This window comes from Endozoicomonas sp. ONNA1 (assembly GCF_024606325.1).
GTDB lineage: Bacteria > Pseudomonadota > Gammaproteobacteria > Pseudomonadales > Endozoicomonadaceae > Endozoicomonas_A.
On the sequence record NZ_JAHHPN010000892.1, the window covers coordinates 1 to 26,347 of the forward strand.

Annotated in this window: 17 protein-coding genes; 10 read left to right on the forward strand and 7 right to left on the reverse strand. The window is 47.7% G+C overall.

The features are described from left to right. Positions 1–443, forward strand: a 443-nt coding sequence (locus tag KDK19_RS21015) for a hypothetical protein (protein ID WP_257253526.1), incomplete at its 5' end; no start/stop codon positions are given. 93 nt (positions 444–536) lie between these two features. Here KDK19_RS21015 and KDK19_RS21020 read toward each other — a convergent pair. From KDK19_RS21020 to KDK19_RS21030, 3 genes are all read right to left on the reverse strand, one after another. Then, positions 537–917 (reverse strand): thiol-disulfide oxidoreductase DCC family protein, encoded by a 381-nt coding sequence (locus KDK19_RS21020; RefSeq protein ID WP_257253527.1) that lies wholly within the window; start codon positions 915–917, stop codon positions 537–539. Continuing rightward, a complete protein-coding gene (locus KDK19_RS21025; protein WP_257253528.1) occupies positions 895–2,499 on the reverse strand; it encodes a protein kinase in 1,605 nt (534 codons plus the stop codon). The genes KDK19_RS21020 and KDK19_RS21025 overlap by 23 nt, the downstream gene beginning before the upstream one ends. A 121-nt stretch (positions 2,500–2,620) precedes the next feature. Next, positions 2,621–4,228 (reverse strand): protein kinase, encoded by a 1,608-nt coding sequence (locus tag KDK19_RS21030; protein ID WP_257253529.1) that lies wholly within the window; start codon positions 4,226–4,228, stop codon positions 2,621–2,623. Between the two features lie 365 nt (positions 4,229–4,593). Here KDK19_RS21030 and KDK19_RS21035 point away from each other — a divergent pair, with 365 nt between their 5' ends. The 3 genes from KDK19_RS21035 (at position 4,594) to KDK19_RS21045 (ending at position 6,885) form a co-directional block, all read left to right on the forward strand. Beyond that, the gene (locus KDK19_RS21035; protein WP_257292874.1) at positions 4,594–4,983 is read left to right on the forward strand and encodes a hypothetical protein; all 390 of its coding nucleotides are present in this window, start codon (positions 4,594–4,596) and stop codon (positions 4,981–4,983) included. A 374-nt stretch (positions 4,984–5,357) separates the two neighbouring features. Then, positions 5,358–6,566, forward strand: a complete 1,209-nt coding sequence (locus KDK19_RS21040) for an SNF2-related protein (protein ID WP_368736481.1) — start codon at positions 5,358–5,360, stop codon at positions 6,564–6,566. After that, positions 6,541–6,885 carry a helicase-related protein gene (locus tag KDK19_RS21045; protein WP_257292875.1) on the forward strand — a complete coding sequence of 115 codons (345 nt, stop codon included), beginning with the start codon at positions 6,541–6,543 and terminating at the stop codon, positions 6,883–6,885. Before KDK19_RS21040 ends, KDK19_RS21045 begins: the two co-directional genes overlap by 26 nt. 237 nt (positions 6,886–7,122) lie before the next feature. Here KDK19_RS21045 and KDK19_RS21050 read toward each other — a convergent pair whose 3' ends face one another. Together KDK19_RS21050 and sodB are read right to left on the reverse strand one after the other, a co-directional pair. Next, a complete protein-coding gene (locus tag KDK19_RS21050) occupies positions 7,123–7,779 on the reverse strand; it encodes a hypothetical protein (RefSeq protein ID WP_257292876.1) in 657 nt (218 codons plus the stop codon). Positions 7,780–8,219: 440 nt separating this feature from the next. Then, positions 8,220–8,801 (reverse strand): superoxide dismutase [Fe], encoded by a 582-nt coding sequence (gene sodB, locus KDK19_RS21055; RefSeq protein ID WP_257280448.1) that lies wholly within the window; start codon positions 8,799–8,801, stop codon positions 8,220–8,222. Positions 8,802–9,133: 332 nt separating this feature from the next. On the opposite strand from sodB, the gene KDK19_RS21060 reads away from it, so the two are divergent. The 6 genes from KDK19_RS21060 to sbcB all read left to right on the forward strand — a co-directional run bounded on the left by KDK19_RS21060 (position 9,134) and on the right by sbcB (position 24,140). Further along, positions 9,134–9,937, forward strand: coding sequence for a hypothetical protein (locus KDK19_RS21060; protein WP_257280449.1), 804 nt, complete (start codon positions 9,134–9,136; stop codon positions 9,935–9,937). 154 nt (positions 9,938–10,091) lie between these two features. Then, complete coding sequence (locus KDK19_RS21065) at positions 10,092–11,036, forward strand: hypothetical protein (RefSeq protein ID WP_257280450.1); 945 nt, start codon at positions 10,092–10,094, stop codon at positions 11,034–11,036. Between the two features lie 221 nt (positions 11,037–11,257). Beyond that, entirely contained in the window at positions 11,258–21,604 is a 10,347-nt protein-coding gene (locus KDK19_RS21070) for a hypothetical protein (protein WP_257292877.1), read from the forward strand. Between the two features lie 36 nt (positions 21,605–21,640). Further along, a complete protein-coding gene (locus KDK19_RS21075) occupies positions 21,641–22,006 on the forward strand; it encodes a PilZ domain-containing protein (protein ID WP_257275201.1) in 366 nt (121 codons plus the stop codon). Positions 22,007–22,074: 68 nt separating this feature from the next. Further along, entirely contained in the window at positions 22,075–22,713 is a 639-nt protein-coding gene (locus KDK19_RS21080) for a YigZ family protein (protein WP_257275199.1), read from the forward strand. A 2-nt stretch (positions 22,714–22,715) separates the two neighbouring features. After that, positions 22,716–24,140: an exodeoxyribonuclease I gene (gene sbcB / locus KDK19_RS21085; RefSeq protein ID WP_257292878.1), complete on the forward strand. Its 1,425-nt coding sequence runs from the start codon at positions 22,716–22,718 to the stop codon at positions 24,138–24,140. A gap of 6 nt (positions 24,141–24,146) precedes the next feature. Here sbcB and KDK19_RS21090 read toward each other — a convergent pair whose 3' ends face one another. Beyond that, positions 24,147–24,656: a response regulator gene (locus KDK19_RS21090; RefSeq protein ID WP_257275983.1), complete on the reverse strand. Its 510-nt coding sequence runs from the start codon at positions 24,654–24,656 to the stop codon at positions 24,147–24,149. A 433-nt stretch (positions 24,657–25,089) separates the two neighbouring features. Next, entirely contained in the window at positions 25,090–25,743 is a 654-nt protein-coding gene (locus KDK19_RS21095; protein ID WP_257275982.1) for a response regulator transcription factor, read from the reverse strand. Between the last annotated feature and the right edge of the window lie 604 nt (positions 25,744–26,347).

A 26,347-nucleotide genomic window follows, 5' to 3' on the forward strand; every position in this document is an offset into this window, starting at 1 on the left:
AACTGCTTAACGAATACCTGTCAGGCCTGTTAGCCAAAGAAAAAGAATGTCAGCCCAAGTCAAGACTGCCAGAATTTATGGGGGTTGACAGTGCGACGTACCGTTCATGGCTGACACGCACAGCTCAGGAAATCCTGTACTGGACAGCTCTGCAACCTTGTGAGGTTAGCGATCGTCGTGCATCTGCCCCTTTTGCCGAATGCTTCTCAGAACACATAAAGCTCACTGGAAATCTGGATAACATAATGTACCCGAAACCATTGCATTCCCTGGACGTGTATAAAGAATTTCCCAGAGACTTTTATAATGTCAATGGCCAGCTTAATCTCGGAGCCAACAATGCCGTCTTCCCTCTGGTTAGTCTGGTCAAGGGGCTTACGCTGTTTGCCAGCAATGTATTTTCTCTCGCAGGGCAGAACGTCAGGGATGATGATATGGAGTGACGTTGATAAGTCTCACTGCATTCATGATTTTAGCGATCATGTTTGGTTATGAGCGTCACTCTGTCCAGACGGGTGGGATGAACGAGCCTATGACTATTTACATTGCTTTGTGTTGCACTGGCCCGGCCAGCGACCTTCTTTTTTCAAGCGGACTTTGGTCATCCAGTCATAAGTCCATTTCAGGAACTGTTTCAGGCCTGGCAGACTCATGACCTGTCCCAGCCAGCTCCAGGCAGGTAGCTGTCTGAGTAAGAGCGAGTAACTGTCGATGCTCGTATAAACCCGACCGTCATCGGTCATGGTGTGTAATTCAAGCAGAGCTTTGTGGGGATCAATCCCCCAGGCTTCCAGTGCCTTTTCCTGACCGGTGATATCAAACCACTCTACTTCACTTGTGAAACGGGCATTTTTCCAGCGAGCAACCTCTTTAACACAAAGAGGGCAGAGACCGTCATAAAAAACTCTTATTTGCATCGTCTTCATCTCTTTTCAATACATCAGCAACCCTGTGAAGTGTTCTTAAGGCCTGCTCTCTGTCTATTGTACGTTCAGTAAACCAGGGATGCTGCAAAGCTTGCTCTGGAGACATTCTCTGCCTGGGCACCGGGTGCAGCAGACTGTTAATCATGTCAATCAGCTGACTTTTACTTCTTTTCATCTCTTCTGCAGACTCTATCAGGTGCCCCAGATCTGTTACCGTCTCTCTTTCAGTCGTGGTTAACTTGCCGTAGAGCAGGCCTTTGATGGCCTGGATATCTTGAAACAAGAGCGGTCCATCCAACAGTGCCTGAGCGGTTTCGCTGTCTCTGGCGTTCAATTTTCCATGCAGCATTTTCTTGATTCTATCAATGTCACTGGCGCTCAAATCCCCATCCAGTAACTTCATAATTGCTCTAATTTCATCTCTGGAGGTCAGCAGACTCTCCAGATTAAATTCTTGCATCTTCATACGCTCAGACTCGGCTTCCAGATCATCCTGTGTTAACTCAGGACTTATTGGCTCCATTGCCTGTTTGTAACTGCCATCAGGATTGGGTTTCTGATACTCGAGAAATGCCTTGAGCACCTCAAAAGCTGCTTCAGATCGTTGGTCGGGGGTATATTTACCCCATGGTTCTGCGCCATTGGTAAAAGAGTGAATATGGAGTTGACCCGGACTGTTCAAAAAACGGTAGAGATGTTGTCCCTGGGCAAAAGCATCTGTGGCATAACTGGCTCTGACCAGCTCTTTCTTAAGTAACGATCGGTATAATTCCGGAGAAGCATAGTCTTCATGACCGTAACTGGCTTTTTTACCCTCCTCTTTGGCACCACCAAAATCAATCAATTTCAAGCGGCCACTTTTAAGATCAATCATGGCGTTATTGGGTTTCAGGTCGTTATGGACAACACCTTTCTTATGCAGGTAATCAAGTGCCTGAAACTTCTCGTACTCCATAAACGCCATAACATTGAAAAACGCCTGACTGCTGAGCCTGCCATTCCCATAGAGCTCAATCAAAAGCGTCATTAGGGTATCTTGAGAAGGGCCTTCAATCATCTCCATCAGGAGCCCTCTAACCCCATCGACTTCTACCAGACCATAACTTTTGACAATATTTGGGTGCTCTCCCAACTTCTTTAATATCCTGTGCTCTTGTTCTCCCTGGTCTCCCAAGTGAGTTTTTTTTAATGCGAAATGTTCTTGTTGGCCATTACTTTTTTCCTGGATAACCCGGTATACCGTTGCAAAACGTCCCCGACCCAACTCTTTCTTTGCCAGCTGGGCCGTTTCATTCAACGGAGAGTCATATGAGAAGACATCATCTTCGGGAAACACTTCGTCACTGACTGCTCCCGGGCTTGACGGGTAGGAAGAAATCGAAGAGCCAGATATCCCACTAAAATCAGATCCTGAGCCTGAGCCTGAAGAGCTATGCCTGATATTTTTGACCGGCACATCCAGCTGAACTTTCTTACTCTGCCACTTCCCCTGCTTCTTTTGTTCCGGCTTCGCCTGATCAGAGGCATTCGAGGCAGCAGTGGCTGCCCCCGACTTCTTTCCTGGAATATCCACGGATCTTTCCCGGTCATGTTCACTATTAAGGAGTGCATCGGCAGGAATGAGGGGCAATTAACAGGGGCGGATTATCCGAGAGACTTATGTGAAGGGTTTTAGAGACATTCGGGGGAGATACTCATACAAAACTCTTGTTTGCGTCACCTTCTTTTCCTTTAAGGATGTCGGCTGCTAAATGCAGTGTTCTTAAGGCCTGCTCTCTGTCTATTGTTCGCTCAGTGAACCAGCAGTGCTGCAAAGCTTGTGCTGGTGTCATTCTCTGCTCGGGCACCGGGTGCAGCAAGCTGTTAATCATATCAATCAGCTGGCTTTTACTTCTCTTCATCTCTTCTGCTGACTCTATCAGGTGTTCCAGATCGGCTACTGTCTCTCTTTCAGGTGTCGATAATTTGCCGAAGAGCAATCGTTTGATGGCTTGGATATCATGAAATAAGAGTGGTCCATCCAATAGTGCCTGAGCGGTCTCGCTGTCTTTGGCATTTAATTTTCCATGCAGCATTTTTTTGATTCTTTCTATGTCACTGGTACTCAGATCTCCATCCAGCAATTTTACGATGACGCCAATTTCATCGCCGGAGGTCAGCAGGCTATCCAGATTGACTTCTTGCAACTTCATGCGCTCAGACTCAGCTTCCAGGTCCTCCATTGTTAATTCAGGCATTACTGGCTCCATTGCCTGTTTGTAACTGCCATCAGGGTTAGGTTTCTGATATTCAAGAAATGCCCAGAGGACCTCAAAAGCCGCTTCGGATCGTTGATTGGGCGTATACTTGCCCCAAGGCTGTGCACCGTTGGTAAAAGAGTGAATATGGAGTTGACCCGGACTGTTCAAAAACCGGTATAGATGTTGCCCCTGAGCAAAAGCATCTGTGGCATAGGATGCCCTGACCACCTCTTTTTGAAGTAGCTCCGATCGGTACAACTCTGGAGAAGCATAGTCCTCATGACTATAACTGGCTTTTTGGCCTTCTTCTTTGGCACTACCAAAATCAATCAGTTTCAAGCGGCCATCTTTCAGATCAATCATGGCGTTATTGGGTTTCAGGTCGTTATGGACAACACCCCGCTTATGCAGGTAATCAAGTGCCTGAAACTTCTCATACTCCATAAATGCCAGAACATTGAAAAACGCCTGACTGCTGAGCCTGCCGTTACCATAGAGCTCGATCAGAAGCATCATCACGCTCTCCTGGGAGGGGCCTTCAATCAACTCCGTCAGGAGCCCTCTGACCCCATCGACTTCTACCAGACCATAACTTCTGACAATGTTTGGGTGTTCCCCCAACTTCTTTAATATCCCTGCCTCCAGTTCTCCCTGATCACCGAAATGAGTCTGTTTTAATGCAAAATGCTCTGGTTTGCCTTTATTTTTTTCCTGAGTAACCCGGTGTACCGAAGCAAAGCGTCCCCTGCCCAGTTCTTTTTTAGCCAGATGGGCTGTTTCATTCAATGGGGAAGGGTATGAGAAGACATCATCTTCAGGAAACAGTTCAGTATCACTGAATCCTGACAGGCTTGACGGAGAGGAGGAAATCGAAAAATCGGACGTTCCACCATAATCAGAGTCTGAACCTGAAGAGCTTCGCTCCAGATTTTTGACCGGCACATCATTCAGCTGTACTTTCTTGCTCTGCCATTTAACCTGCTTCTTCTGTTCCGACTGAGCCTGCCCGGAGGCATTCGAGACGGAAATGGCTGGCCCTGATTTCTTGCCTGGAATATCCACGGATCTTCTCCCCCGGTTAACTTAACTATTAAGGAGTGCATCGGCAGGGTTGTGAGGCAATTAACGGGAGCAATACAGAGCAGCCTCTACGAGAGAGAGGTTGGAGTCATTGGCAGCATATGTTTAACCCAAGACAATTGCTTGTTAATGGTATAATTTCAAAATTCATGGATGAGCATTCAGAGTCAAAAACACAAAAAGCTGCTTGGTTATTGTCTGTTGGTCGCTGTTGCGGCTGGAACTCTAAAATGCTTTGATGGGTTGCACATATTCAAAAGTCTGGTGGTATTGGTGGTGTAAATCAGACTTTTGATCAGGCGCTTAATACCGACTACCAGCTTGCAGCTTTTGCAGCGGCTCTGAGTGTGCTGACCCAGTACAGTGAGATTGAAGGTATCAATATCGAAAACGAACTGTACCGGGAAAAACAAAAAGGCCAGAAATCCGAGTTTGATAAGCTGATAGACCAGGCGGTGGAAATTGCCTATAAACATCTGGTGCCCGGAGGCTTCGATGCTTCTGTTGTTCGGCATGCACTGTTTGCTGTTCATGAAACCATCAGACAGGAATCCGCCCAGCAGGGTGTTAACTATCTGAAGACAGAGCTGAAAAACTTCTGGAATGAACGGAAAAAGTTGATTGAAGTATTACGCTACCTCAGCCGAATGGAGCACATTGACCATTTGGAACACTGGGAGGCTGATGCCGAAGCCGCTAAAGCACTGGCCGGTGCGCTGGAGAATACTAACGGTTAAATCTGACCCATTGCAGTTTTTAGCAGCTTGCGTTTTCCGATCAAGTTGCTATATGTTAGGTCACAGACCTGCAACGGTGCCCATTCTAATACGTAGCGAGTGGCCACGGTTGCAGGTTTTTTGCGTTTAGGGGTATGTAATGCAGAAAATCGCTTTTTTTGTGGATGGTGGCTACTTTGTTCGACGGATCAAGTTTTATCACCGGAAACATTTTGAAGCGCACGCATTAGAACCTCAGCATATAGTCACTGCAATATACAACCTTATCGCCTCTTAGTGATTTTGTTATTGCTGATATAAAACGGATTTCTGAGCGAGTTGAATTAGACAGGACGACCTGGCAAACAGAGCCTCATATTGATCCGGCTCCTGCCATTGTCGAAACGCCTGTCTATCGTAAAGAGTTCGGCCTCTGGTCCCACCAGAAATATTTTGTCAAAAAAGCATTTGATGATCACCAAAAAGGCGGGGCCAGATATATTCTGTCTGATCAGGTAGGGCTGGGTAAAACTGTGCAGTTGGCGCTGGCTGGGATGCTGATGGCTCTTCAGGGAAATAAGCCGGTGCTGGTTATTGCCCCCAAGCCTTTGACCCTGCAATGGCAGGATGAATTGATGGAGCTGCTGGATATGCCATCTGCCATCTGGACAGGCAAACAGTGGCTGGATGAGCAGGGTATCTCCTGGCCCTCAACAGGACCTGAAAGTATTCTTAAATGTCCAAGGAAACTTGGCATAGTATCTCAGGGGCTGATTACATCCGGCTCTGAAATCAGCCAAAGAACCAAAAGTATGCTGTTGGCCACGGCAACCCCGGTTCAGCTGCATCCGGTTGAAGCTTTTGATCTGTTAAGCATTCTTGCCTTGGGTAGTGATCAAGTTCTGGGTGATGCCTGGAGCGAATGGCGCAAGGCTGACAGAGCTGTACCCATGGTGATGGGCGATATGGAAATATCTGTCGACGAAGCTTTGGCCTGGAGTTGGGTCAGAAATCCGTTACCACAAGCTGAGGAGCACCGATCTTTCAGGGATCTAAGAAAACGGCTGCACATGCAACCGGGTGATTATGTTGCCGATGCTGCCAGCTTCAATCAGTTGCGTGGACCTGACAAAACAAAGCTTCGCCGGGTTCTTCCGGACTATGGGAGACAGCATAACCCCTTTATCAGACAAATCATTCGGCGCACCCGGGACTATTTGGAAGCTACCATTGACCCGGAAACTGGCGAGCCCTACCTGCAGCCGGTCAAGGTCCAATTGTTTGGTGAGGGAGAGAAAGACTCTATCTCATTACCTCTTTACTTCCAGAAGGCTTATGAGAAAGCAGAGGAGTTTTCAGAGGCATTAAGCAAAAGAGCTAAAGGGGCCGGTTTCTTCAAGACCCTGTTGCTGAGGAGAATAGGAAGCACGCTCTACGCTGGACAAAGAACGGTGGATAAGCTGCTTAGCGAGTGGGCTGGCTCTGGCGATGAGCAGGATTTTTCAGCTTGTCTGGAAGATGAGGATGATGTCGAAAATCTCTCCATCTCTGACTCCATGATCTGGTGGGTTAGGATTGGTGCTGGGTACAGATGCAGCCAGTGATGGACTTAACCTGCAAAGGTTAGGAACCCTGATCAACCTTGACTTGCCGTGGAACCCAACTCGCCTTGAACAGAGAAAGGGACGTATCCAGAGAATTGGTCAGATTCGCAATACGGTCAAAATACTGAATATGAGATACCGTGGTTCAGTCGAAGACCGGGTGCATGAGCTGTTATCAGATCGTCTGGAGGATATTCACGGACTGTTTGGCCAGATTCCTGATGTACTTGAAGATGTGTGGGTTGATGTTGCATTGGGAGAGGTACAGGAAGCCACAAAGCTGATCGATGGAGTGAGACGCCAGCATCCCTTTGATTAAAAGTACAGCCGGGTGGAGAACATTGATTGGGAATCCTGCCAGACGGTGCTGTCGTCGGATGAGCGGAGAGAAATTTTGAGTAAGGGGTGGTTGGTAGCTGATATATCAGCAGTCTGACCCAAGTGTCATGAATCAGAAAATAATCATGAACTGGAAATAGTTGGAGTCCCGGTTGAACCCTATAGGTTAACTGCATAGTTAGATTGTCAGAGGTATTCAGACTCTGGTAGTCAATGATTATGCGACTTTTATCTTTCTCGCTTTTACCTGTTGATCGACCATGGCCATCTGTAATGAACTGGCCATGGTCTTGATAACTGAATAGAGCTTCAGAGAGCAGGAGCGGTCACTGTCTTCATGGAGAGCAAATATGGCCTTATCGACAAAGTCTTCATCAGAGCAGGTTGCCGCGGCTGTCTGGATATAGGCGGTAAAGTAAGCTTTCTCATCACCGGTAAACATCCATGAGCCCAGTTCGTCAGCAAAGATAATCTCATCATCGACAATGCCCTCAAGCAGCTCATAGAGAATATTAAAGCACTCAAGGGCTACTTGGTACTCCTCCTGTCTGACCAGTTTCGTTGACTCAATAAATAACTCGTCAAGTTTTGCGAACCAGGCATCTGTCTCCTCGGGAATGTCCATATAGTTCCTGGAGTTAATATCAAAGGGTGCATAGTAGTCACCATCCAGAGAGCATTTCTGAAAGGCCTTTACTGCCTTGAGAGTGTGATCTGCTGATGCCGGGAATGAAAACTGCTCTTTTGACATAAGGCCACTAAAGATAGTGTCGCGCTGGTTAGTAGACATGGTTTCCCACGCGTTATCCAGTAGGTTCAAAAGCTCTGTCTGGGTTTTTTTATTGAGTATTTCAAAAAGAATAGACTTGTTCATTGTGTGTGTACTCTATAGCTGGAAAGTTTGAGACTTACCTTTGGCAAAGATGGTGATCCTTGAGAAAGGAGTTGATATCACCGGTGCTGAAAACGCAATCCGATAAGGGGCAAATGTTCAGGCAACGACATTGTAGGATAGCTTACTTTTAAATCGAACCCGGGGAGTGGACAGCTCGCTACATGCTACCTTCTGAGCACGAGAGCATTTTGTCAACAAGGTAGGCTTTAACGAAAATGAGGATGTCAGTCAACCTGAGCCATAGCCTATTACACGGTGCTCATTTTTTTCCCATTTATTAGGCACAAAAAAATACCGTCTGCTAATGAACTAGCAGACGGTACAGATTAACAGTCAATCCTGATAGCTAACTTAAGTGTCGGTATCTCCAACACGTTGTGGCAATTGCCAACCTGATTGGGTATCTGACAATCAGAATCTTAACCAGCGTAATTAGCCGCAGCAAAGTCCCAGTTTGCCAGTGCCCAGAAATTTTTCAGATATTCCGGACGCACATTGCGGTAGTCGATGTAGTAGGCATGTTCCCACAGGTCGCAGGTCAGTAGTGGTTTCTGGTCGGTCGTCAGAGGAGTACCGGCATTACTGGTGTTGACGATTTCTACGGAACCGTCGCTGTTTTTAACCAGCCAGGTCCAGGAAGAGCCAAAGTTGTTAACCGCTTTGTCATTGAATGCAGCAATGAAATCGTCAAAAGAACCGAAAGCTTTGTTGATGGCTTCTGCCAGTTCACCGGCAGGAGCACCACCACCGTTAGGGCTCAGGCAGTTCCAGTAGAACGTGTGGTTCCAGATTTGAGCAGCGTTGTTGAAGATGCCGCCTTCAGAAGTCTTGATGATTTCTTCCAGGCTCTTGCTTTCCAGCTCGGTACCCGCGACCAGACCGTTCAGCTTGTCAACGTAGGTCTTGTGATGCTTGCCATAGTGGAAGTCCAGAGTCTCTTCAGAAATATGAGGAGCCAGTGCATTGCGCGCATAGGGCAGTGCAGGAAGTTCAAAAGCCATCTTGTCGTTCTCCACTTGAGGGTTGGTCTTGTTTGACCTGATTCATCTCGCGCGACGATATTAACATTGGTTCGATTACGAATCTATGTGGTGGATAGTCTTGGGGCTTTTGATATCTCTTCAACCGCTGGGTGTTAGAAAAATACCTGGAATGGTATTGAGCGTCGAATATTTTCGGATTGTGATAGATGCTTTCCGTGCTTTTCCGGGTTTTCAGCGGCGATTATTAACTCTGTTACTGTTATTCTGTTCTCCTTTTCATAGTAATATTGCGCCTCAACGACCCTTGGCGAATAAATGCCCACAGTGGAATAGAGACAGATGAGAAACCCATGAGAGAAGAGGATAAGGCAATCAACGATATACCGGATTTCTCAATTGCAGCAGACGAGCGCCCGGGACGCAGGAAAGCCGCGGCTACTGACGGAAAGCCTACCGTCAAGAAAGGGAGTAGTCCCTCAGGTAAAAGTGGAAATGGCTTGGCCTGGCTCACAATGGTCATGATTATTGTGCTGGGAGCCGGTGGCGTCTGGCAGTTCAAACAGGTGCAACAGGAGCTGGCCGATACCCGACAGGCCCTGAAGGCCACGCAGGAAAAACTGAGTACCGTGACCGGAGAGGTCACTGCTACCGGTCAAAACCTTGATCAGAGTGGCTCAGCGCTGAGATCAGAGCTGGAAGTAGTGAGTTCTGAAATTCGCAAGCTCTGGGACGTTTCAAACAAGCGAAACCGGCAGTGGATCCTGATCAATAAGGATAATGTTGTTAAAGCGCTTAAGGAAGCAGAGGAAGCGGGCAAAACAGCAGATAAAGTATCTCGCCAACTGAGCGCGTTGCAGAAAAGTACGCGTGAGATGGATCGGTTAATGAAAGCCATCAGCAGTGAGCAAGTGGCCGCTCAGGGTGTCATGACAGACAGTCTTGAGAAGTTTGAAAAACAGTTTGCCGAAATGAAAAAGCAGGTGGCTGACCAGAAAACGCTTCAGGCTGAACTTATCAGGAAAGTGGAGGATCAGCAGCAGGCAGTTAAAGCCGTTGACTCATTCCGGGTGCAGGTCAACCGCAAACTGCAGCAACTGGAGGATACTGTCAGAGGTCTGACACATCCACCCGGGGAAGGTCTCGGTCTGGAATAATCCTCACTGCCGGAACAATTGGTTACAGAAGCTGATAAGTTCAAAACAACACCCTAACAGCTTCTGGAAACTGCCTTCCATTCAATGAAAAGCGAGATGCCATTTTAAACTGGCTACATTTAAGAATAATAATCCTTTTCGGAGTTGTGGGTCGATGATGGGCTTTTTTCCCATGACAGGGCGGTTATGTCTGTTGGTTGCGATGGCAACCATGACCTCTTCCTGCACACTATTAGACTGGTTTGAGAGTAAACCAGACACTTCCGAGTCCGTTAAAACTGTCGTAGAGAAACCATCAGACTGGACTTACTTTCATCAATGGCAGGTCAAGAACTCTCACTCCGCCCTTAAGTCTCTGGTACCTCACGAAGATATGACCCTGACTGGGCAGTGCTTATTTTCTGCAGATCTTATGGCTCTTCTGGAATCAAAACCAGAGGGTTTGTTGGTTCCTGTTATCAGGGTGGCCCGTGATCTGACATTGTCGCCAGATCTGGAAAACAGTGTGCGAATTTATCAGGTTCTCAGATCTCAATTTCTACTAGCCGGGGCTGGCGACAGCCTGACTTTTTATCAGACCCTTTTATCCAGCATTGAACATACCTGTCCAGTAAACATGACCCGTAAGATCGACAGCTGCCAGTTTAAAAAGTGGCTGTCATATGCCGGTTTAGGGGGAGAAAGTACTGTTTATGATGAAGCTCGGCTCAGGCGCTGGTATAAGTCTCATTCGTACATTAAATACATGATTATAAGTTCCGGTGAATTGTTTAATTCTGACGCCCTGCTGAGTGCACGTTATTCTGCCAATTCCAGAATTATTACCAGGCAGCCGCTTTTTGTGAGAGAAAAAAGTATCAGGCCCTATCTTGGCAAGGTTCGTTTTGACTGGGTCATTCCGGGTAATGGCGGGCAGAAACCTTTTATTAGTCTGGGCTCCTGCACTTTGAGCTGGAAAGAGCTTGAGAAACTAAGGCGCACGAATGGCCCGGACTGGTTGGATACGACGTCACTGGCAGAAGTCAACCAGATCTTGCTTCCCTATTTTATTGAACTTATGAGCAAGGCGACCAAAGCCATGTCAGGGCAACCCAATTGATAATACCGACATTTTGATGCTGCTTCGATGCCTTAAAGGCGATAGAGTCACCCATTGACGAGCTGTGCTTTCAAGCCACCGGAATGCAAAACTCCATAGAAACCCACTGCTAATCTTAAATTGTGAATTCATCCTACGGGTATGAATTCAGCATCTTAGGTGCCGGAATTTGAGCTGTTTCTTGGCAGTTGTGTTGTTTTTCAACGGATGTTGTAGACCGCATGGATTCAAGAAGCAGTGGCATTGGCCCATCCCATAGCCATCACCTGAACAGTACATCAATGCACGACTCCCAGACTTCTGAGGAGCAGATAAGTCATGGTGTGGGTTCGATTCAGCTGCCAAACAGGCTTCAAAAGGGCAATCGTCCGATCACAACCGCTATTGGAAACAGGGATATCGCCCGTGTCGAAGTTGGCGCACCTTCGATTCCAAAACCCTTCAGCATGGTTTGCAGAGCCTCTGTCCACCCAATCAGCCCGGTTCCTGAGCATACTCTTTTCAGGCTCAGAGAAAGCATTAGGCCGGAGACGGTGGAAAAGGCCTGCAGAAAAACCAGACTGCAGATGGCTGAACGTGTGAGCAGGCTTCATGATGAGTTGGGCTGGCGATTTAAAGTGCCTGCTAACTCCGAACAGACAGAATGTGCCCTGGGTGACAACAATGGGCATATAATGACTCTGGCCATGGCCCGGTCCATGATTCATCAGATTGAGGTCATGGAGAACGGTGTTGCCGATGCAATCACAGCGAATGGTCAATCAAAGGAAGCCTGGAAAAGGGGACTGTTGCAGAGACATAAGCTGGAGAAAATGCATCGTGAGGTTCTGGCTCTCGCTGAGTTCTACTGTCAGCAATCCCCCGGGCTAACACATTCTGAAGAGATTTCTATCCCTCAAGACAATGATCCATTTCGAGATCTTGATGTCATCTTTTCAGAGAATAGTTTGGGCATGCCACCGTTGGTGCCCAAACTTGCAACTCCCAGACCGCCAGATGGACCCGCTCTATCGCCTCAAAGTTTCGAGTTATCAAGGGCTCAGCAGGAACTGAGCGGTCTAAGAACAGAGAAAGAAGCATTAGGCTCTGAGCTACAGCAGACTCGTAAGCAGTTGGCTGAACTGACAGATGAGGTAGAAGCGCTTAAACAGAAAGAAGGGAAAGTGCCAGTACATTTTTCTGAAAGACTCAGTGAGCTTGAGAAAGAGCACACCGAATTAAGAGACGAGCTCAAGCAAAGGGATCATCAATTACGTCAGAAGCAGCACCGGATAGTTAACATCCATGATTCTTCTGTTGAAAGCAGAGAATTATCGAGTTCAGAAACGCCCGATCCCGATGATTGGCTGGGTGAGCTGGAAGCTGTGAACAGACAGCTTCAAGTCAAGATGAACGAGCAAAACCAACAGCTGGTTGAAAATGGCGTTACAATTTCACAACTCCAGACTCAGATTGATGCTTCTGGTCAACAGATAGACAGTCTGCAAAGTCAACTTCAGGCCGCCCATCAGAACCATCAGCAATTGGGTCAGCAGGCTGTTTCAGCTCTGGAACAAAAGAATCAGCTGGCACTGCAACTTCAGCAGGAGTATCTGGATAGCTATCGGGCACTTGAAAATGATTTGGAACAGGAAAGAGCCAGGCTGGCAGAGCTTCAGCGGAGCTATCAAAATGCTGAAGAGCGAGTAGCTGATTTATTCAGGCAAAATGGTTTGCTGCACTCTGAAATTCAGGCTCTCAAGCAGGGGCTTGAAGCGTCAAAGCAAGCCGATTCTGAAAGAGTAGAGCAACTTGAGACGCAGGTGAAAGAGCTGACAAAGCATCATGATCATTGGGTTCTGGCTCATGTTGAGGTCACTGGCAGGAAAAAAGAGGTTGAAGAAAAGGCGAGGAAACTGGAAGAGCAGCTGAATCATATCGAAGAAACCCATAAGCAAGAGCTGGATCAGCTTCAAAGGCAATTTGAGGCGGCAAACAGCAGAGCCCATTCAGCAGAGCAATCACTTTTTACCCTTGAAGGAGACCATAAGGGTGCGCTTGCTCGTGAAGAAGATCTGAGAATAGCATTGAGGGATACCAAAAGGGATCTTCAGGAAAAGTTAGAAGAGCTTCAGAAACAGCAGTCAGAGTTTGCTGTAAAAGCCCGGTCATTAAAAGAGATTCATCTGGAACGACAGAAATACGACGATGAAATCAGCGCTTTGCAACAAACCCTCATTGAGCACAAAGATCAGATACGCGGTAAGGAATTTATAGAGGGTCAGGCTCTGGAAGAAAAAGCGAAGCTTGAAGCCTTGTTGTTGACTAAACAATCTGAGCTCGAAGCTTTGCAGCTGAACTATGACAGAGACTTAAAAGGCCTGGAAGAACTGAATGTGCAGTTGGCTGAAGCCAGAGATGAGGTCACTTCTCTGAAAGAGCAAGTACAGAGTCTGCAGCTGGTTCAGAATAAGGGTTTGCAGGAAAGTGAAACTCATCAGGCTGAGATGGCGTTGATCGCAGAGCAACTGAGCCTTGCAGAACAAAACCATCAAAAAGAAAAAGCGAATTTAGAGTCAGAAGTCGAAAAAGCCAAAACCTCTGAGCAGATGGTGCAGGCTCAGCTCACAGCCAAAGAGACAGCACTGGATGAGTTACAGTCAAGGCTAGAGAGCACTGAGCGTGAACTGAGGGAAAAAATAGTCGACCTTGAGAAAGATCTTCGCTCAAAAGAGCATGACCTTTCACAAAGAGATCAGGAGCTGGTGGCCGAGAGGAAAAAAGTTCAGGAATTGATGGTCGGGAGCGATGCGCTTGAAGAGGAGAAAGTGAAACTCGAATCATCACTGGCAGCACTTCGCAGAGAGCTTGAGTTGGCTGAAAGGGCGACCCAGTCGTCGAAAGAAGAAGTCACTGAACACATAAGACAATTACAAGTTGCTGAACAGAACTCAGAGAAATTGCAAAGTAAATTGGCAGAAGCAAAAAGCAAGGAAAGAGAGGCGATGGAACGTCTTGCCATAGCCGATGAGTCTATTCCTGAATTGAAGAAGACGTCAGAGCGTTATCATCGGGAACTTCAGTCAAGCCAGCAGGAAGTGACTCGATTGACGGATCTGCTAGCGGGGAAAGAAGATGAACTGGCCGAGGCCAAAATCAGGGAGAACTCACTGTCATCTTCGATCTCAGCAAAGAATGACAGGGTTCGTGAGCTTGAACAAGCAGAGATTGAGTTCAGGCGTGAGGTTGAAAAAGCCAATCAAAGGACTCAGGAAAAGCAGCAGAAAGTGACTGAGCTTAGCCAGAAAGTAGACGATCAAAGTCGTTCTATTGAAAAGCTGACCCGTAGGGAGCAGCAGCTGATGGCTGAGAAAGCAATGAATGACAGTAAAGTGATTCAGTTGCAAGACAGTATTCAGTTAATTAAACAAGAGCGAGAAGAAGTCAGGCAAAAACTTCTGGAAGCTGAGCGTAGTTTACGAAGTGGTAGTGATGCGGCCGAGTTTGAAAAAACTCAATGGGAAAGCCAGGTCAGGGAGTCAAGATCCAGAGTGGCTGAGCTGGAAAGTCGCCTTAAAGAGACCGAAAAGAAAAGAGACCACTTTCAATCAGAATCCGATGCCCTTGCGCGTGACAGAGATCAGGTCAATAGGCAACTTCATGGCCTTCAGGTCAGTGTCGAAAGTCTGAAAAGTCAACATAGCTTTGAGTTGGAGAGGCTCACTGAAACAAACCAAGGGCTTGATCAGCAACTTCGTGAATCTCAGGAAGAGGTCAGGAAGACAAAACTTGAACTATCTCATAAAGACAGCACACTCGAACAAAAAGAACAAAGCATTGAATGGACTAACAAACAGTTACTTGCTTTGAAAAACAGTCTTGAAGAAAGTCAGGCCAGGGTGTTGAGTCTGGAGAGTGATGCAACAGCATTGGGCAGAGAATATGATGGCTTGGAGCTCGAAGTAAAAAGGTTAACTCAAGAAAGAGATCAAGCCCGTACGGCCTCTTTAAAGCAGAGCGAAGAGCTGTCTCTTTTGCAGGGCAGTCTTGAAAAAGCAGAAATCAATCTAAAGTCTCTGGAAAGGCAGCTTAACGATGAACAAAATCAGAAATCAGTAGCGTTGGCTGATCTTAAAAGCCAGATTCGTCTGGCTGAAGAAAACAAGGATCACTTTAAAATACTTTCAGAGACAGCAGAAGAGCAAAGCAAAATACTCGATACAAAGGTTGCTGAGCTGGAAGCCTTGTTGAGGGGCAGCGAAAAAGAAGCCCGCAGCTTACAAGTTAAAGTGGATGATCTCAATATCAGCCAGGATAGGGCGTTGAAAGAAGCTGAAGAGTTGAAGGTTGAATTAAAAACCCTGACAGATCAGTCCAGACAGGCAGCATCAATCCATACGTTTGCGTTGCAAGAGAAAGAGTTAGCCAATCAACAATTAGTCCAGAGTCTTGAGAAAGAACAGTACGAGCGAGATCAGGAAAAGCAAAAACTTGAAGAGGCTGTCAATAATCTTGAGCAGGAACGAAATAGTTTGCAGTCCAGGCTGGCTGAACTTCAGGTTGCCAGCGATCATCTTAGTGACTCTGATTATGAGTCAGATGCGGCTTCTGCTGACGACCTTTCCGAGGTGGAGTCTGTGAGTTCAACCGCTTTATCCGATCTGTTTTCTGATCAGGTTGATCCATCCGCCGAAGACGTTATTGACCTCACTCAAGATGCTTCTTTGCCCAAATGGACAGACCTGAGGGGAGTCGTTTTAGAGGTCAAGAGCGAAGAATATACTTCTCTGGGGCCCGGATCTTTTGTTATACCGAGCCTGATTCAAAAATTGAGTACGGCATGGTCTGATCTGGCTTCAGGACAGGAACTGATTGAAAAAGAGCAGGAACTTTATCATTTCACCAGCCCGGAGCATCTTCCGGGCAAGAGCAGTTCCCGAAAAGCAGTGATCTTGCTCCATGAGCAATTTCTCAAGGAGCTGAAGTCTATCGGGCAAGCCTATCAAAAAGCCCGGGGTTTGACCTCGGATGGAACTCTTGCTGATGACTTTACCCGCGAGATTGAACGGATTAAAGCCCTGACTCAGGACAACATACAAATACTGGCCAGGAGACAGGACGATTTTCAGGATCGGGTGGACAGGTTTGAAGCCTCTCTTGAAGCCTTAAAGCCTGATGCTCAGGCGGGTCCGGAAGACCCTGAGGTCATAGTTGATTCAGGGTTGACCAGCATAAGTACTGTGTTGGCGAAGAATCCGGAAGAGCTGGACAGGGAGTTCTATACACATGCCCTTTGCGCTATCGCCAGATCTGCTTCGGAGCGTCTGAATGAATCATGGAAGAAAAAAGTCGCAACGATCAGGGAACCCGATGAAGGACATCGTGCTTTAAGAGACTACGAATACTCACTTCAGAGAATGCTTCCAGAACATCTGCCACCCAGGCTGGGGCGCAGTGTGCCTGAGCATGGTCGTGTATTTTTAGCAAAGTTGCTTGGAAGTCTCAAAACGGAGTTTGAAGTCACACTGGACGAACAGTTGGGAGGCGGTCATAAGACACTGGCAGACCTTTCACTGGAAGAGCGAATGGTCAGGGATCCACAAATTTGTCACAGTCTGTTAACGCTACTGTCCAGTTTACAGGAGCAGCATGAAGGTATTGTCAAACAACTCAGGCCCTCAAAGTTGGCGGCAGGGGCAACGCGATGGGTTGATTTTGACTACGCCGATGCTTCGTTGGTAGGACTCAGTCAGATCAGGGATGAATTTCAATTACCCGCAACACCAACAATGACAAAGGTACTTAAAACCATCCAAAGGGAGCTGAAAAGGCCCGGATCACTGGTTCTGACCATGGCTGTCAGGCAACACAGAGAGAATTACAACACCGAAAAAGAGAGAGACACACGCAGACGTAAGCTGGAAAAACAGTGTACGGAGTTACTGGCTCAGGAAACGAGGCTCGACCCAAAGCAGAAGTATAGAGGTGTGACCCATGATGTTCATTTAAACCAACCTGTTGGACATCCTCATCAAGCCGAAATTGCCTGTTTTCAACCCGATTCGCCGGTTCCCCTGTTAGATGTTTCAGAACATGTGCAGACTCAGGCTGGCTTCAGGCACAGTGCTCTGACTCAGAACCCTGACTGTCTTATAAACAGTTTCATGAATGGTTTTAATAAGATGGCTGTCCATAAAACCAGCCTTGTTACCGGCGACCAGTATGTTGAATTATCTGAGGGTGCCCAATGTCAACCTTCACTGGTTTTTCATTCCAAAGCGGGTAAGCACTGGCAGATTCAGCTGGATGGACGAACCTGGTCTGTGGATCCAGCTTTTCTTCATGAGCATCCCAATTACCGGATCCCCTTCCAGGTCAGCACTGAAGGAAGAGAAAAAAAGCGGGACTGGATTCCTCTGAAAAGTGCTTCGGGACAAATCGTCATATTGGTTGCTCAGAAAACACCTTCCGATCAGCAGTGCTTTATGTATGAGCTGGGCTCGAACAATCAACTGATCCCTGTTCCCATCCAGGGAGAAAATCCCAGGGCCGAGCTGATTAAGGCGAATTTACTGAGCAAGGCGTGTTTACTGGAGACGGATAGTCCGACGCCATCCAGGGCACGCAAAGAGTATCCATCCGAAGTCCTTGAGCTTGAGTCGTTGAAAAATGCCTGGCTGCCCAATGTTTCCCTGGAGCAAATCGACGGATGTTACAGGGACGTCGTTCAGCAAGTGGACCGTCAATTGCTGAAGCCTCCATTTACCTGTTCACCTTGTGAAGGGCGTGTCAGAAGCCTGCCTGTTGAGCTTCCGGTAGTAAGAAAAGTGGCCCAGGAAAAATCAAGAAAGCCGAAAACCGGTGCTCACCAGGAAACCTTTCATCCAGAACAGTTTTCGCCCTTTACTGTCAATGCCAGTTTTGGCCACGTCGGTCAAGCGTTTCTGAAAGCGAAGAGAGAGCTGTTGGATGATAGTGCTCATAGTGCTACTGAAAGCATCATTAAAACGCTTGAAGGAGAGCAAGATGCTTTTCAGGGACAGGTCTTTAAAAACCTCTCGGTCTACTCCGGTTGCGAGTTGCAAACTCTCGGGCCCCGCGGGATGCCTGATGGGAAAACGTTAAAAATCAACAGGCAGTCGGTTCTGAGAAATTTTGAAAAGGTCATCGTTAACAACAGAAAGCACTGTGTTCGTACACTTCAGTTGAAAAAAGCTCTGGAAAAAAGTTTGGTCAGCTACATTCGCGATGCTTCTGAAGAGGATTTGCAGGGCTTTTCAGATGGCGAGCTGCTGGATCATGCTATTCGTAACTTTGAGAGGGGGCTGGCGCCCGGTGGTCGTGATGTTGACGGCTTTATCAAGCGCATGTCCCAATTGATGCTGGTGGATATTGATCTTGAGCAAAGCAGTCTTATTGGTCAGCAGCTTGAGATACTTCAGCATGAGCTGGTGGACCTGGACTTTGCCGCCTTTGAACAGGTGAGTCAACCTCATGAGTACATCAGGCGTTGTCAGGAATGGAACCTGAATATGGCGCTGCTGGCATCCAGGCAGAGCAATCTCAATAACAGAATCAGCAGTTACGATAACATTTTGCTGGATACCAAAAACCTGGCGCTTCTGTCCTTTGAAAGAAGGCATCATATTGTCTTGTCAGCCGATCAGGCCGAGGAACTGGCTGTGACACTGGAGGGGGTCAGCCAATGGGCCAATGGCCATGAGGTCGCCATGCTGTCTCACAAAGGCACCGGCTACGGTAAAAGTACACTGTTACTGGCGTTGACGGATCACGCTTCTGCGCAATTGGGCTCTGACACGCACCGTTCGGTCATTGTTATGGCTCCCAAAACGAACCAGGCAGAATTGGACAAAGGGTTGCGTGAGTATTATGCCCGCAAGGGGCAGAACTATTGTCGATTGAACCTTGAGACCTGCTTTGCAGCACCCGCTGAGTTATCCGTTGCCAGGTTGTTGGAGGTTGAGAATATCCTGTTGGGCTTACCCGCCGCTACATCAGTGGATGACAGACAATCTTTGTTAGCTCAGGGGCGGGTTCCGGTGGGAGCTTCGATCACGGATGTCCAGATTCTGATGCACCTGAAGCAGGCTTTGCTGGACGCTGAAGGTTTCATTCAGGACAAGCAGGCAATACTGGCAAAACTGGATGCCTGTCTCGATTTGCTCAGAAACTCAATGGTCTTTGCCGATGAGTTTGACAGCGAAATGGTGCCGCACACAGAAGCTGAGTCGATATCAGTGGCTCAGGCCGTTCAGAAGGTGATCAATGGGCTTGGCTATGCCTTTGAAGTAGAACCCCGGAGTATCAATCTGAAACATTCAGAATTCCTGTTTGGCTGTAAAGCCCGGCATTTACTCTCTGCGACTTTGGGAACTTTGTATTGTGCAGCGCTGGCCAGTGCTTCAGGCAGTGTTGAAGAAGTGCGTCACAAGGCAAGGACAGACCCGGTGACCACCAACCAACGTTTCTGGCACTTTCTGTCGCTGGCTGAACCGGTGTTTTTCAGTTCCTCCGACCCGCAGGGCAGGGACAAGATGCTGACCGATGTTCTGCACAGGGTAGGCCCACGGCCCCAGATTATTTTCTTTGATGGTGCTGAATCGGGTGAAGAGTCTACGGCAAAAGCACACCAGATGAGTCGGACTTTAAACCGGGAACGGCTGGCTATGGGTGGCGTTCAGAAGTCTGTCATCTACTATGACCCTGACAAGAATTTGCAGATGCAGTATCAGGACGATCCGATCTATGGGCAGGGAGCGTCAGCTTCTTCGGAAACCATTACCCAGCTCAGGCGTTCGGGGGGGCAGAATACCGATGGTTACCTGAGTAAAGCCCAGTCCGTGGGCACTGACATGCCCCAGGGTGGTGCGACGGTGGGTATTTTTCACGGGCTGGTGGGTCAGGCTGGTGGTGAAGCCAATGAGAACTATCTGGTTCAGCAACTTGGTCGTCTTATCCGTGACAGCAAGGACTTGCATAAGGCTCAGAAGGTATTCATGGCCGTTGATTTGGATGCGGTTGAGGGCATCAAAGGCGCAGACAAACAGAAAGAGGCATTTACTCAGGCTCTGAAAGCCCTGGATGACTCCATGGCGAGCCAGGATAACCTGTTTCCTGAGGGGATAGAGAATGCCTCTCCTGCTCTGAAAAAAGTGATTGAGCAAACGGTGACGTTTCCTATTCAAAAAACTGAAGAAGGCGGAAAGGGTTATTTAGAGAGGCTGCCTCAAATAAGAAACGAACTGGCTGAGCTGGGTAAAAAGGAGTGGGCAGAGCTGGGTCTTTCTCAGGCAGCCTTTCAGGAGCTGGTTAACCTGAAAGCCTGCCAGTGGGCTTGTAAGAATGCATGGCTTGAACTGGTGGCCGTTGATGTTGCCAATCGTGAGAGAAGTAATCATACGCTTAGCTGTGAGCAAGCGTTGCAGCAGGCCAGGGTCAACAGCCATCTGGATAAAGTTTATGCGCAGGAGCATCACTGGCTGAATAATGAAGCTGTCAGTCTGGTGGATAACCTGGATTTGAAAGCCGCGGGCATTCCTGCGGAAGCGGTTGCTGTTGTCACTAGCAGCCTCAAGTCAGAAGTGACAAACTTTCTCAAATCGATGGATAGGCGGATTGTTCTGCCGGGAACGTATCAGGAGGATTTGCTTGAAACAGCGGATTCAGAACCGATGCGTGAGCGCCTCAGCGGTTACTTCGAGCAATTAAAGAGCGAAGGGGTCAGGCTGGATGGCAAAGACATGGTGAGTGAGACCAATGCCAAGCTGATTCATCAGAGCGACGTCGCTTTAGAAGAAGCTCAGTTGAAAATAACTGAGCTTTATAATGTTGTGAAGAAGTTAGGGGATAGAGCTTCAGGTTCTAAGTATTTCAGGGACATTATCGATAGCCTCGGGAACAGCAGGGAAAAGCTGAAGGCCGAAGGAGGCGTGCAGGAAGCGATGAAAACGGAAGTCACCCTACAGAAGGCTTACCAGCACATGATGGAGGCTGTCATGAAAGTCGTGATTAATCGGGGAGTATTGGATCTTGCTGCAATAGAAAAGCAGATGATGGCCGTGATCACTCAATGTGTTGATATTGATCCGGCTTTACAGCTATCTCTACGCAAGAATACTGTTGGTGTTACCAAAATCAAAGCTATGGATCTCACGCCGCCTGAAGACGTCTCTACCACCTTTCAAAAGTTCAGATGGAGGAAGAAGGGACAACAGGGGCAGTGGACGCTGATTGGGAATTCCAGGCAGGCGATTATGGATTGCGATGTTGCCAAAGATCATTTCAGCATTAAAGCCGACTGTATATCCAACAAAAGTCAGTTGAACAGTATGCAGGCACAAGCCGCTTCCCTGAAGGGCAGACAAACTGAGCTGAATCGTGCCGTCAAGTTATGCCAGCACCCGGTCCAAAAAGAGTTCAGGGACTGTGTGGATGAAGTTGAAAGGGCATTAATGCAGCAGTTTGGCGCATTTGCCAACGGGCAGAAAAAGATCACAGAGCGTGAGCAGCAGTTAATGCTCAGGCAGAGTGAGTTAAGGCAGAGCAGGTTGTACAAGGTTCTGGTTTAAATTTTATACAGGTAGGGCAGTAAAGGAATACAGATTATGTCTATGGTTCCACGCGGCAAGGAACGCCGCAGCATCAAGCGTCATCAGTTGAATGAATATCTGACTGTATACAACAGGAACACGCTCAGGGAAATAGGAAGTATTGGTAACATCAGCAGCAATGGTTTGATGCTCATCAGTACGGTACCGGTTCTCATTGGTGCGGTTTACAGTATGAGAATTAAGCTGCCCGGACCTGATGAAGAGAAAAACCATATTGACTTTGATGCCCGGTGTCACTGGTGTAAGCCAGACGTGGGTCCGGAGTTTTTTGATTCTGGCTACAGTATTGTCAATGCAGGGCATGATATTATTGACTTGGTTGAAGTACTCAAGGAGTACTTTTCTTTCACTGAGTGCTGACAGGTTGAGTGGAAAATATAGCTGACGATCACTCGGTTCATGCTTTTTGAGTGCAACAAGAGAATTGAATGTCCAGCCAGCCCACGGGCCGTTATCGGGTGCCTGATCTATTACCTGACTCCTCTTTTCAGTGGGAAGCGGAAGTCAAGCGAAGCCGTTTTATTACTTTCCTGTCCAGAGTGACCTCAAGAGCCGAAGCGCTCTCCTTCCAGCAATCTCTGAGAAATCAGTTTCATGATGCCTCCCATCACTGTCTTGCTTTTATTGCCGGTCCTCCCGAGGGAAATACCGTCCTGGGTTTTGATGATGATGGTGAACCCGGCGGCACGGCTGGCAAGCCTATGCTCAATGTTTTACAGCATCGTCAGATCGGAGAGGTAGCGGTCGTTGTGGTACGTTACTTTGGTGGCATCAAGTTGGGAGCCGGAGGACTGGTTCGGGCTTACGGTGCGTCAGTTCAGTCAGCCGTAGAACAGTTGCCTGTGGTTGAATGTGTCCCCATGATTCAGGGAACTGCCTTGCTCGATTATGCCAATGAGCAAGCTTTTCGACACTGGCTGGAATCCCTGTCAGGAGAAATCATTCACTGTGACTATAGTGACCGGGTTGTTATCCAGATTAAATTGCCCGAAGCTACCAGAATTGACTTTACTTCCAGGGTGACAGAATCCCTGAAAGGGAAGATTTCATTGCATTGGCAGGAGTGAACATGCTGAGAAGTTTCTACTGGCACGATTACGAAACCTGGGGAACCGATCCTGCGACGGATTGGCCCTGCCAGTTCGCCGGGATCAGAACCGATGCCGGGTTGAATGAAATCGGGGAGCCTCTCAATATATTTTGCAAGCTACCCCGGGATCATCTGGCGCATCCCATGGCCTGTCTGGTCACCGGTTTGACACCACAGGCAGTCAATGAAAGGGGGATGGTTGAGCCGGAGTTTATTCGTCAGATTCATACCGAGTTGATGCAACCCGGAACCTGTGGCGTTGGCTACAACACAATTCGCTTTGATGATGAAGTGACTCGTAACAGTCTTTATCGAAACTTTTATGATCCCTATGCCAGAGAGTGGCAGAACGGAAACAGTCGCTGGGACCTTATTGATCTGGTGAGATTAACAGGAGCGCTGAGGCCTGAAGGTATAACCTGGCCCAAAAGAGAAGATGGTTTTAACAGTTACAAGCTGGAGGACCTGACTCAGGCGAACGGGATTGATCATGGTGACGCTCATGATGCTTTGTCAGATGTGAGAGCAACCATAGCGATGGCACGTCTGATACGTGAGCGGCAGCCCAGGGTCTTCAACTTTATCCTGAACCTCCGTAATAAGAGGGAGGTTTTCCAGCAGTTGAATCTAACAAAAAAAGAGGCTGTTGTTCATGTCTCCGGTATGTTTGGTGCTGACAGGCATTGTCTTGCTGTTGTGATGCCTCTCGCCATGCATCCCATCAATCGCAATGGGGTGGTAGTCTTTGACTTGTCTGTCTCTCCTGAAGTGCTGATGGACTTGTCGGTGGCAGAGATACAAGAGCGTTTATTCTCTCCCGCCAAAGAAGGACAGGAAAGGATTGCGCTGAAAGTGGTGCATATCAATAAATGCCCGGTGGTGGCTCCCTTGAAAGTACTCAGGCCTGAGGACCAGCAACGGCTGGGGATCGATCTGAATCTGAACTTAAAGAACAGGGAATGGCTGCTGCAGCATCCACAAGTGATGCAGAAGGTTCAGCAGGTATTTGACTCGGTGCCAGAAAAGGTTTCCAGCGATCCGGATCAGATGATCTATTCGGGTGGTTTTTTCTCAGAAGAAGATAAAGAGCGGATGCAGGTGGTCAGGTCTTCGGAGTCTTCCAGTCTGGTGAGACTGGGCTTTTCTTTCGATGATGCTCGATTGGATGAAATGTTGTTTCGTTATCGTGCACGACATTATCCAGAGACACTGGATGTCGAGGAGTTGGATGCGTGGGAATCATATCGAAAGTTGCGATTGTCTGACGGTGACAATCGGATTCTGGGCTATGGCTCGTTTTGGCAGGCTATAGATGAAGCCCGGGGGGTGGCTTCGATCGCACAGCAGGTTCTTCTTGATGAGTTGGCCGATTACGTCAGGAAGCTGGAATCATCTGTGAGTTGAAATGAATCAAACAGCAGCGGCTTCTCCTCCCCCTCCGATCACCTGGTTAAAGTGTTCAGCAAGTCGGCCATAAATAACGGGCTTTTCGATGTAGTCAACAGCCCCTGCCTTAATGGCCGCTACGGCAGTATGCACATCATTATGGTGTCCCAGAACGATGAAAGGAATATCATATTCATCCTCGTTCAGGGCCTCCAGAAGCTTTATAGCTTCTTCACTTTCTTTCTCATTCTCAGCAATGATGCAGTCAGGCTTTCTGCTCTGAATGGCCATCAACAGTTCACTGCTGTTGCTGAAGCATTCCAGTAGCATTGACTTCTCATCACACAGGCCGCGGATGGTGTCGGTAACATTTGTATCCTGTTCCAGTAGATACACGGTAGCTTTTGTTGCCAAGCTCATAGGGGCAGCCTTGATGGTCAATTCAATAACAATACTTGAGTCTTTTGCCGAGACGCCAGCTTCCGTAAGGCAATCAGGTAACCTGCCAGAAGGTGGAGAATCTGTTGTACTCATGCTCTGAAAGAAAGACCTGCTTTCTTAACACAGGGCATTTGTATCCAGCAGAGCGTTACCAGCAATGAAAGAAAAACTTTAGTCGCCATAAGGTAGATGATTTTTCTGAAATAATCGCTTTTTTGTTAATAAAGTATTCAGGTACCCTTGGTAGCCAAAAAAGTTTCGGTCATTTAAGAAAAATTGATCACTGTCTTCAGCTCTCTCAAAGCGTAATAGGAGTTTAGGATTAGACTCAAAATTGCTGAATGGAGGGATGTACTAGACGTTGTACGGGGACTACTTAAAAGGCGGCGCAAGGCTTCGCAGGGAATGTGGAGATAATTGAGAGGAGAGGTACAAGCGTGCAATGGACTGACAAGACACTGTGCAGACCACTAAAAGGAGGGTATGGACCCGGGGCGTTATCCATACAAGACGCCCCGGATTAAGGTCAGGCCTTGAAGTAAAATTCGCCTTCCAGGTGCTCTTTAACCTGCATAACCTGACGCACAAGGTGGGCCAGGGATTTGGTGCCCATTTTTTCCATCACACGAGAGCGGTGGATTTCTACCGTTCTCTGGCTCAGGTTGATGTCAGCAGCGATAACCTTGTTCGCCTTGCCTTCAACAACATGATGAAGGACTTCACGCTCACGGTCAGTTAGTGTGGAAAGACGACGAAGAATTTCTTTGTGCTCCAGCAGCTCACGACGCTGCTGCGCATCGAGTTTCAAGGCATCGTTAATCAGATCCAGAAGCTCCTGGTCACGGAACGGTTTCTGGATAAAATTCATTGCGCCATCCTTGATAGCCTGAACCGCCATCGGCACATCGCCGTGTCCGGTAATGAAAATAATAGGCAGAATGCAGTGCATTTCATTGAGCTTGCTCTGAAGCTCAAGCCCGCTCATTCCTGGCATACGAATGTCCAGAACGATGCATCCCGGACGGTTTTCATCGTAGACTTCCAGAAACTCGGCTGGGGAAAAAAAAGCCTCTACTGTCTGTCCAACAGACTTCATCAGCATTTTCAGCGAATCACGCACAGCCTCGTCATCGTCGATGATGAAAACGGTGGGCTCCTGCTTCATATCCTGTTGCTGCATAACGACTCCACTGTAACTGTATAAAAGTTGCCGTAAACGGATTAGTAATCAAACGCCGTCAGGCAGGAGAAAATTTGCGAAGGTAGAACCACATCATTCATTTTGTTACATGCTTAACGGCTGTGGAATTCGATCTCAGTGTAGCAGAGGTTTCTAACAATGCCTTGGAGTAACAATACGTCACGCTACTAATCTCTGTACCGTTTGATGCCTCTTTGACAGCATACACTAAGTGGGCTGCTCTGCCTGGATTTCGCTGGACGGCTTCTTGCGTACTTCAACCCAGTATACTGAGCTTTGATTATTGGATGTCCGATATTTCCAAGTCGTAATTACGTTTGAATGGTTTAGATAATTTCGCTTTCTACTGATCGCCTCACGGAATACGCAATCTTAATGAAAAAAATATACATTCCAAGTGGTAAATCTACTGTAAATGTACATTAAGTATGGGTAAGTATGCAGAAGGGGAGGTTTTGTGTGATACAACGGTGTGATGCTTCCCATTCCCCAGAGAGGGTCAGCGAACAGAGAATAAATAAACCGCACCGGCAGCAGTGCGGCTTTTCATGCGTCATTTGTCTTGTGTCTTGTGTCTTGTGTC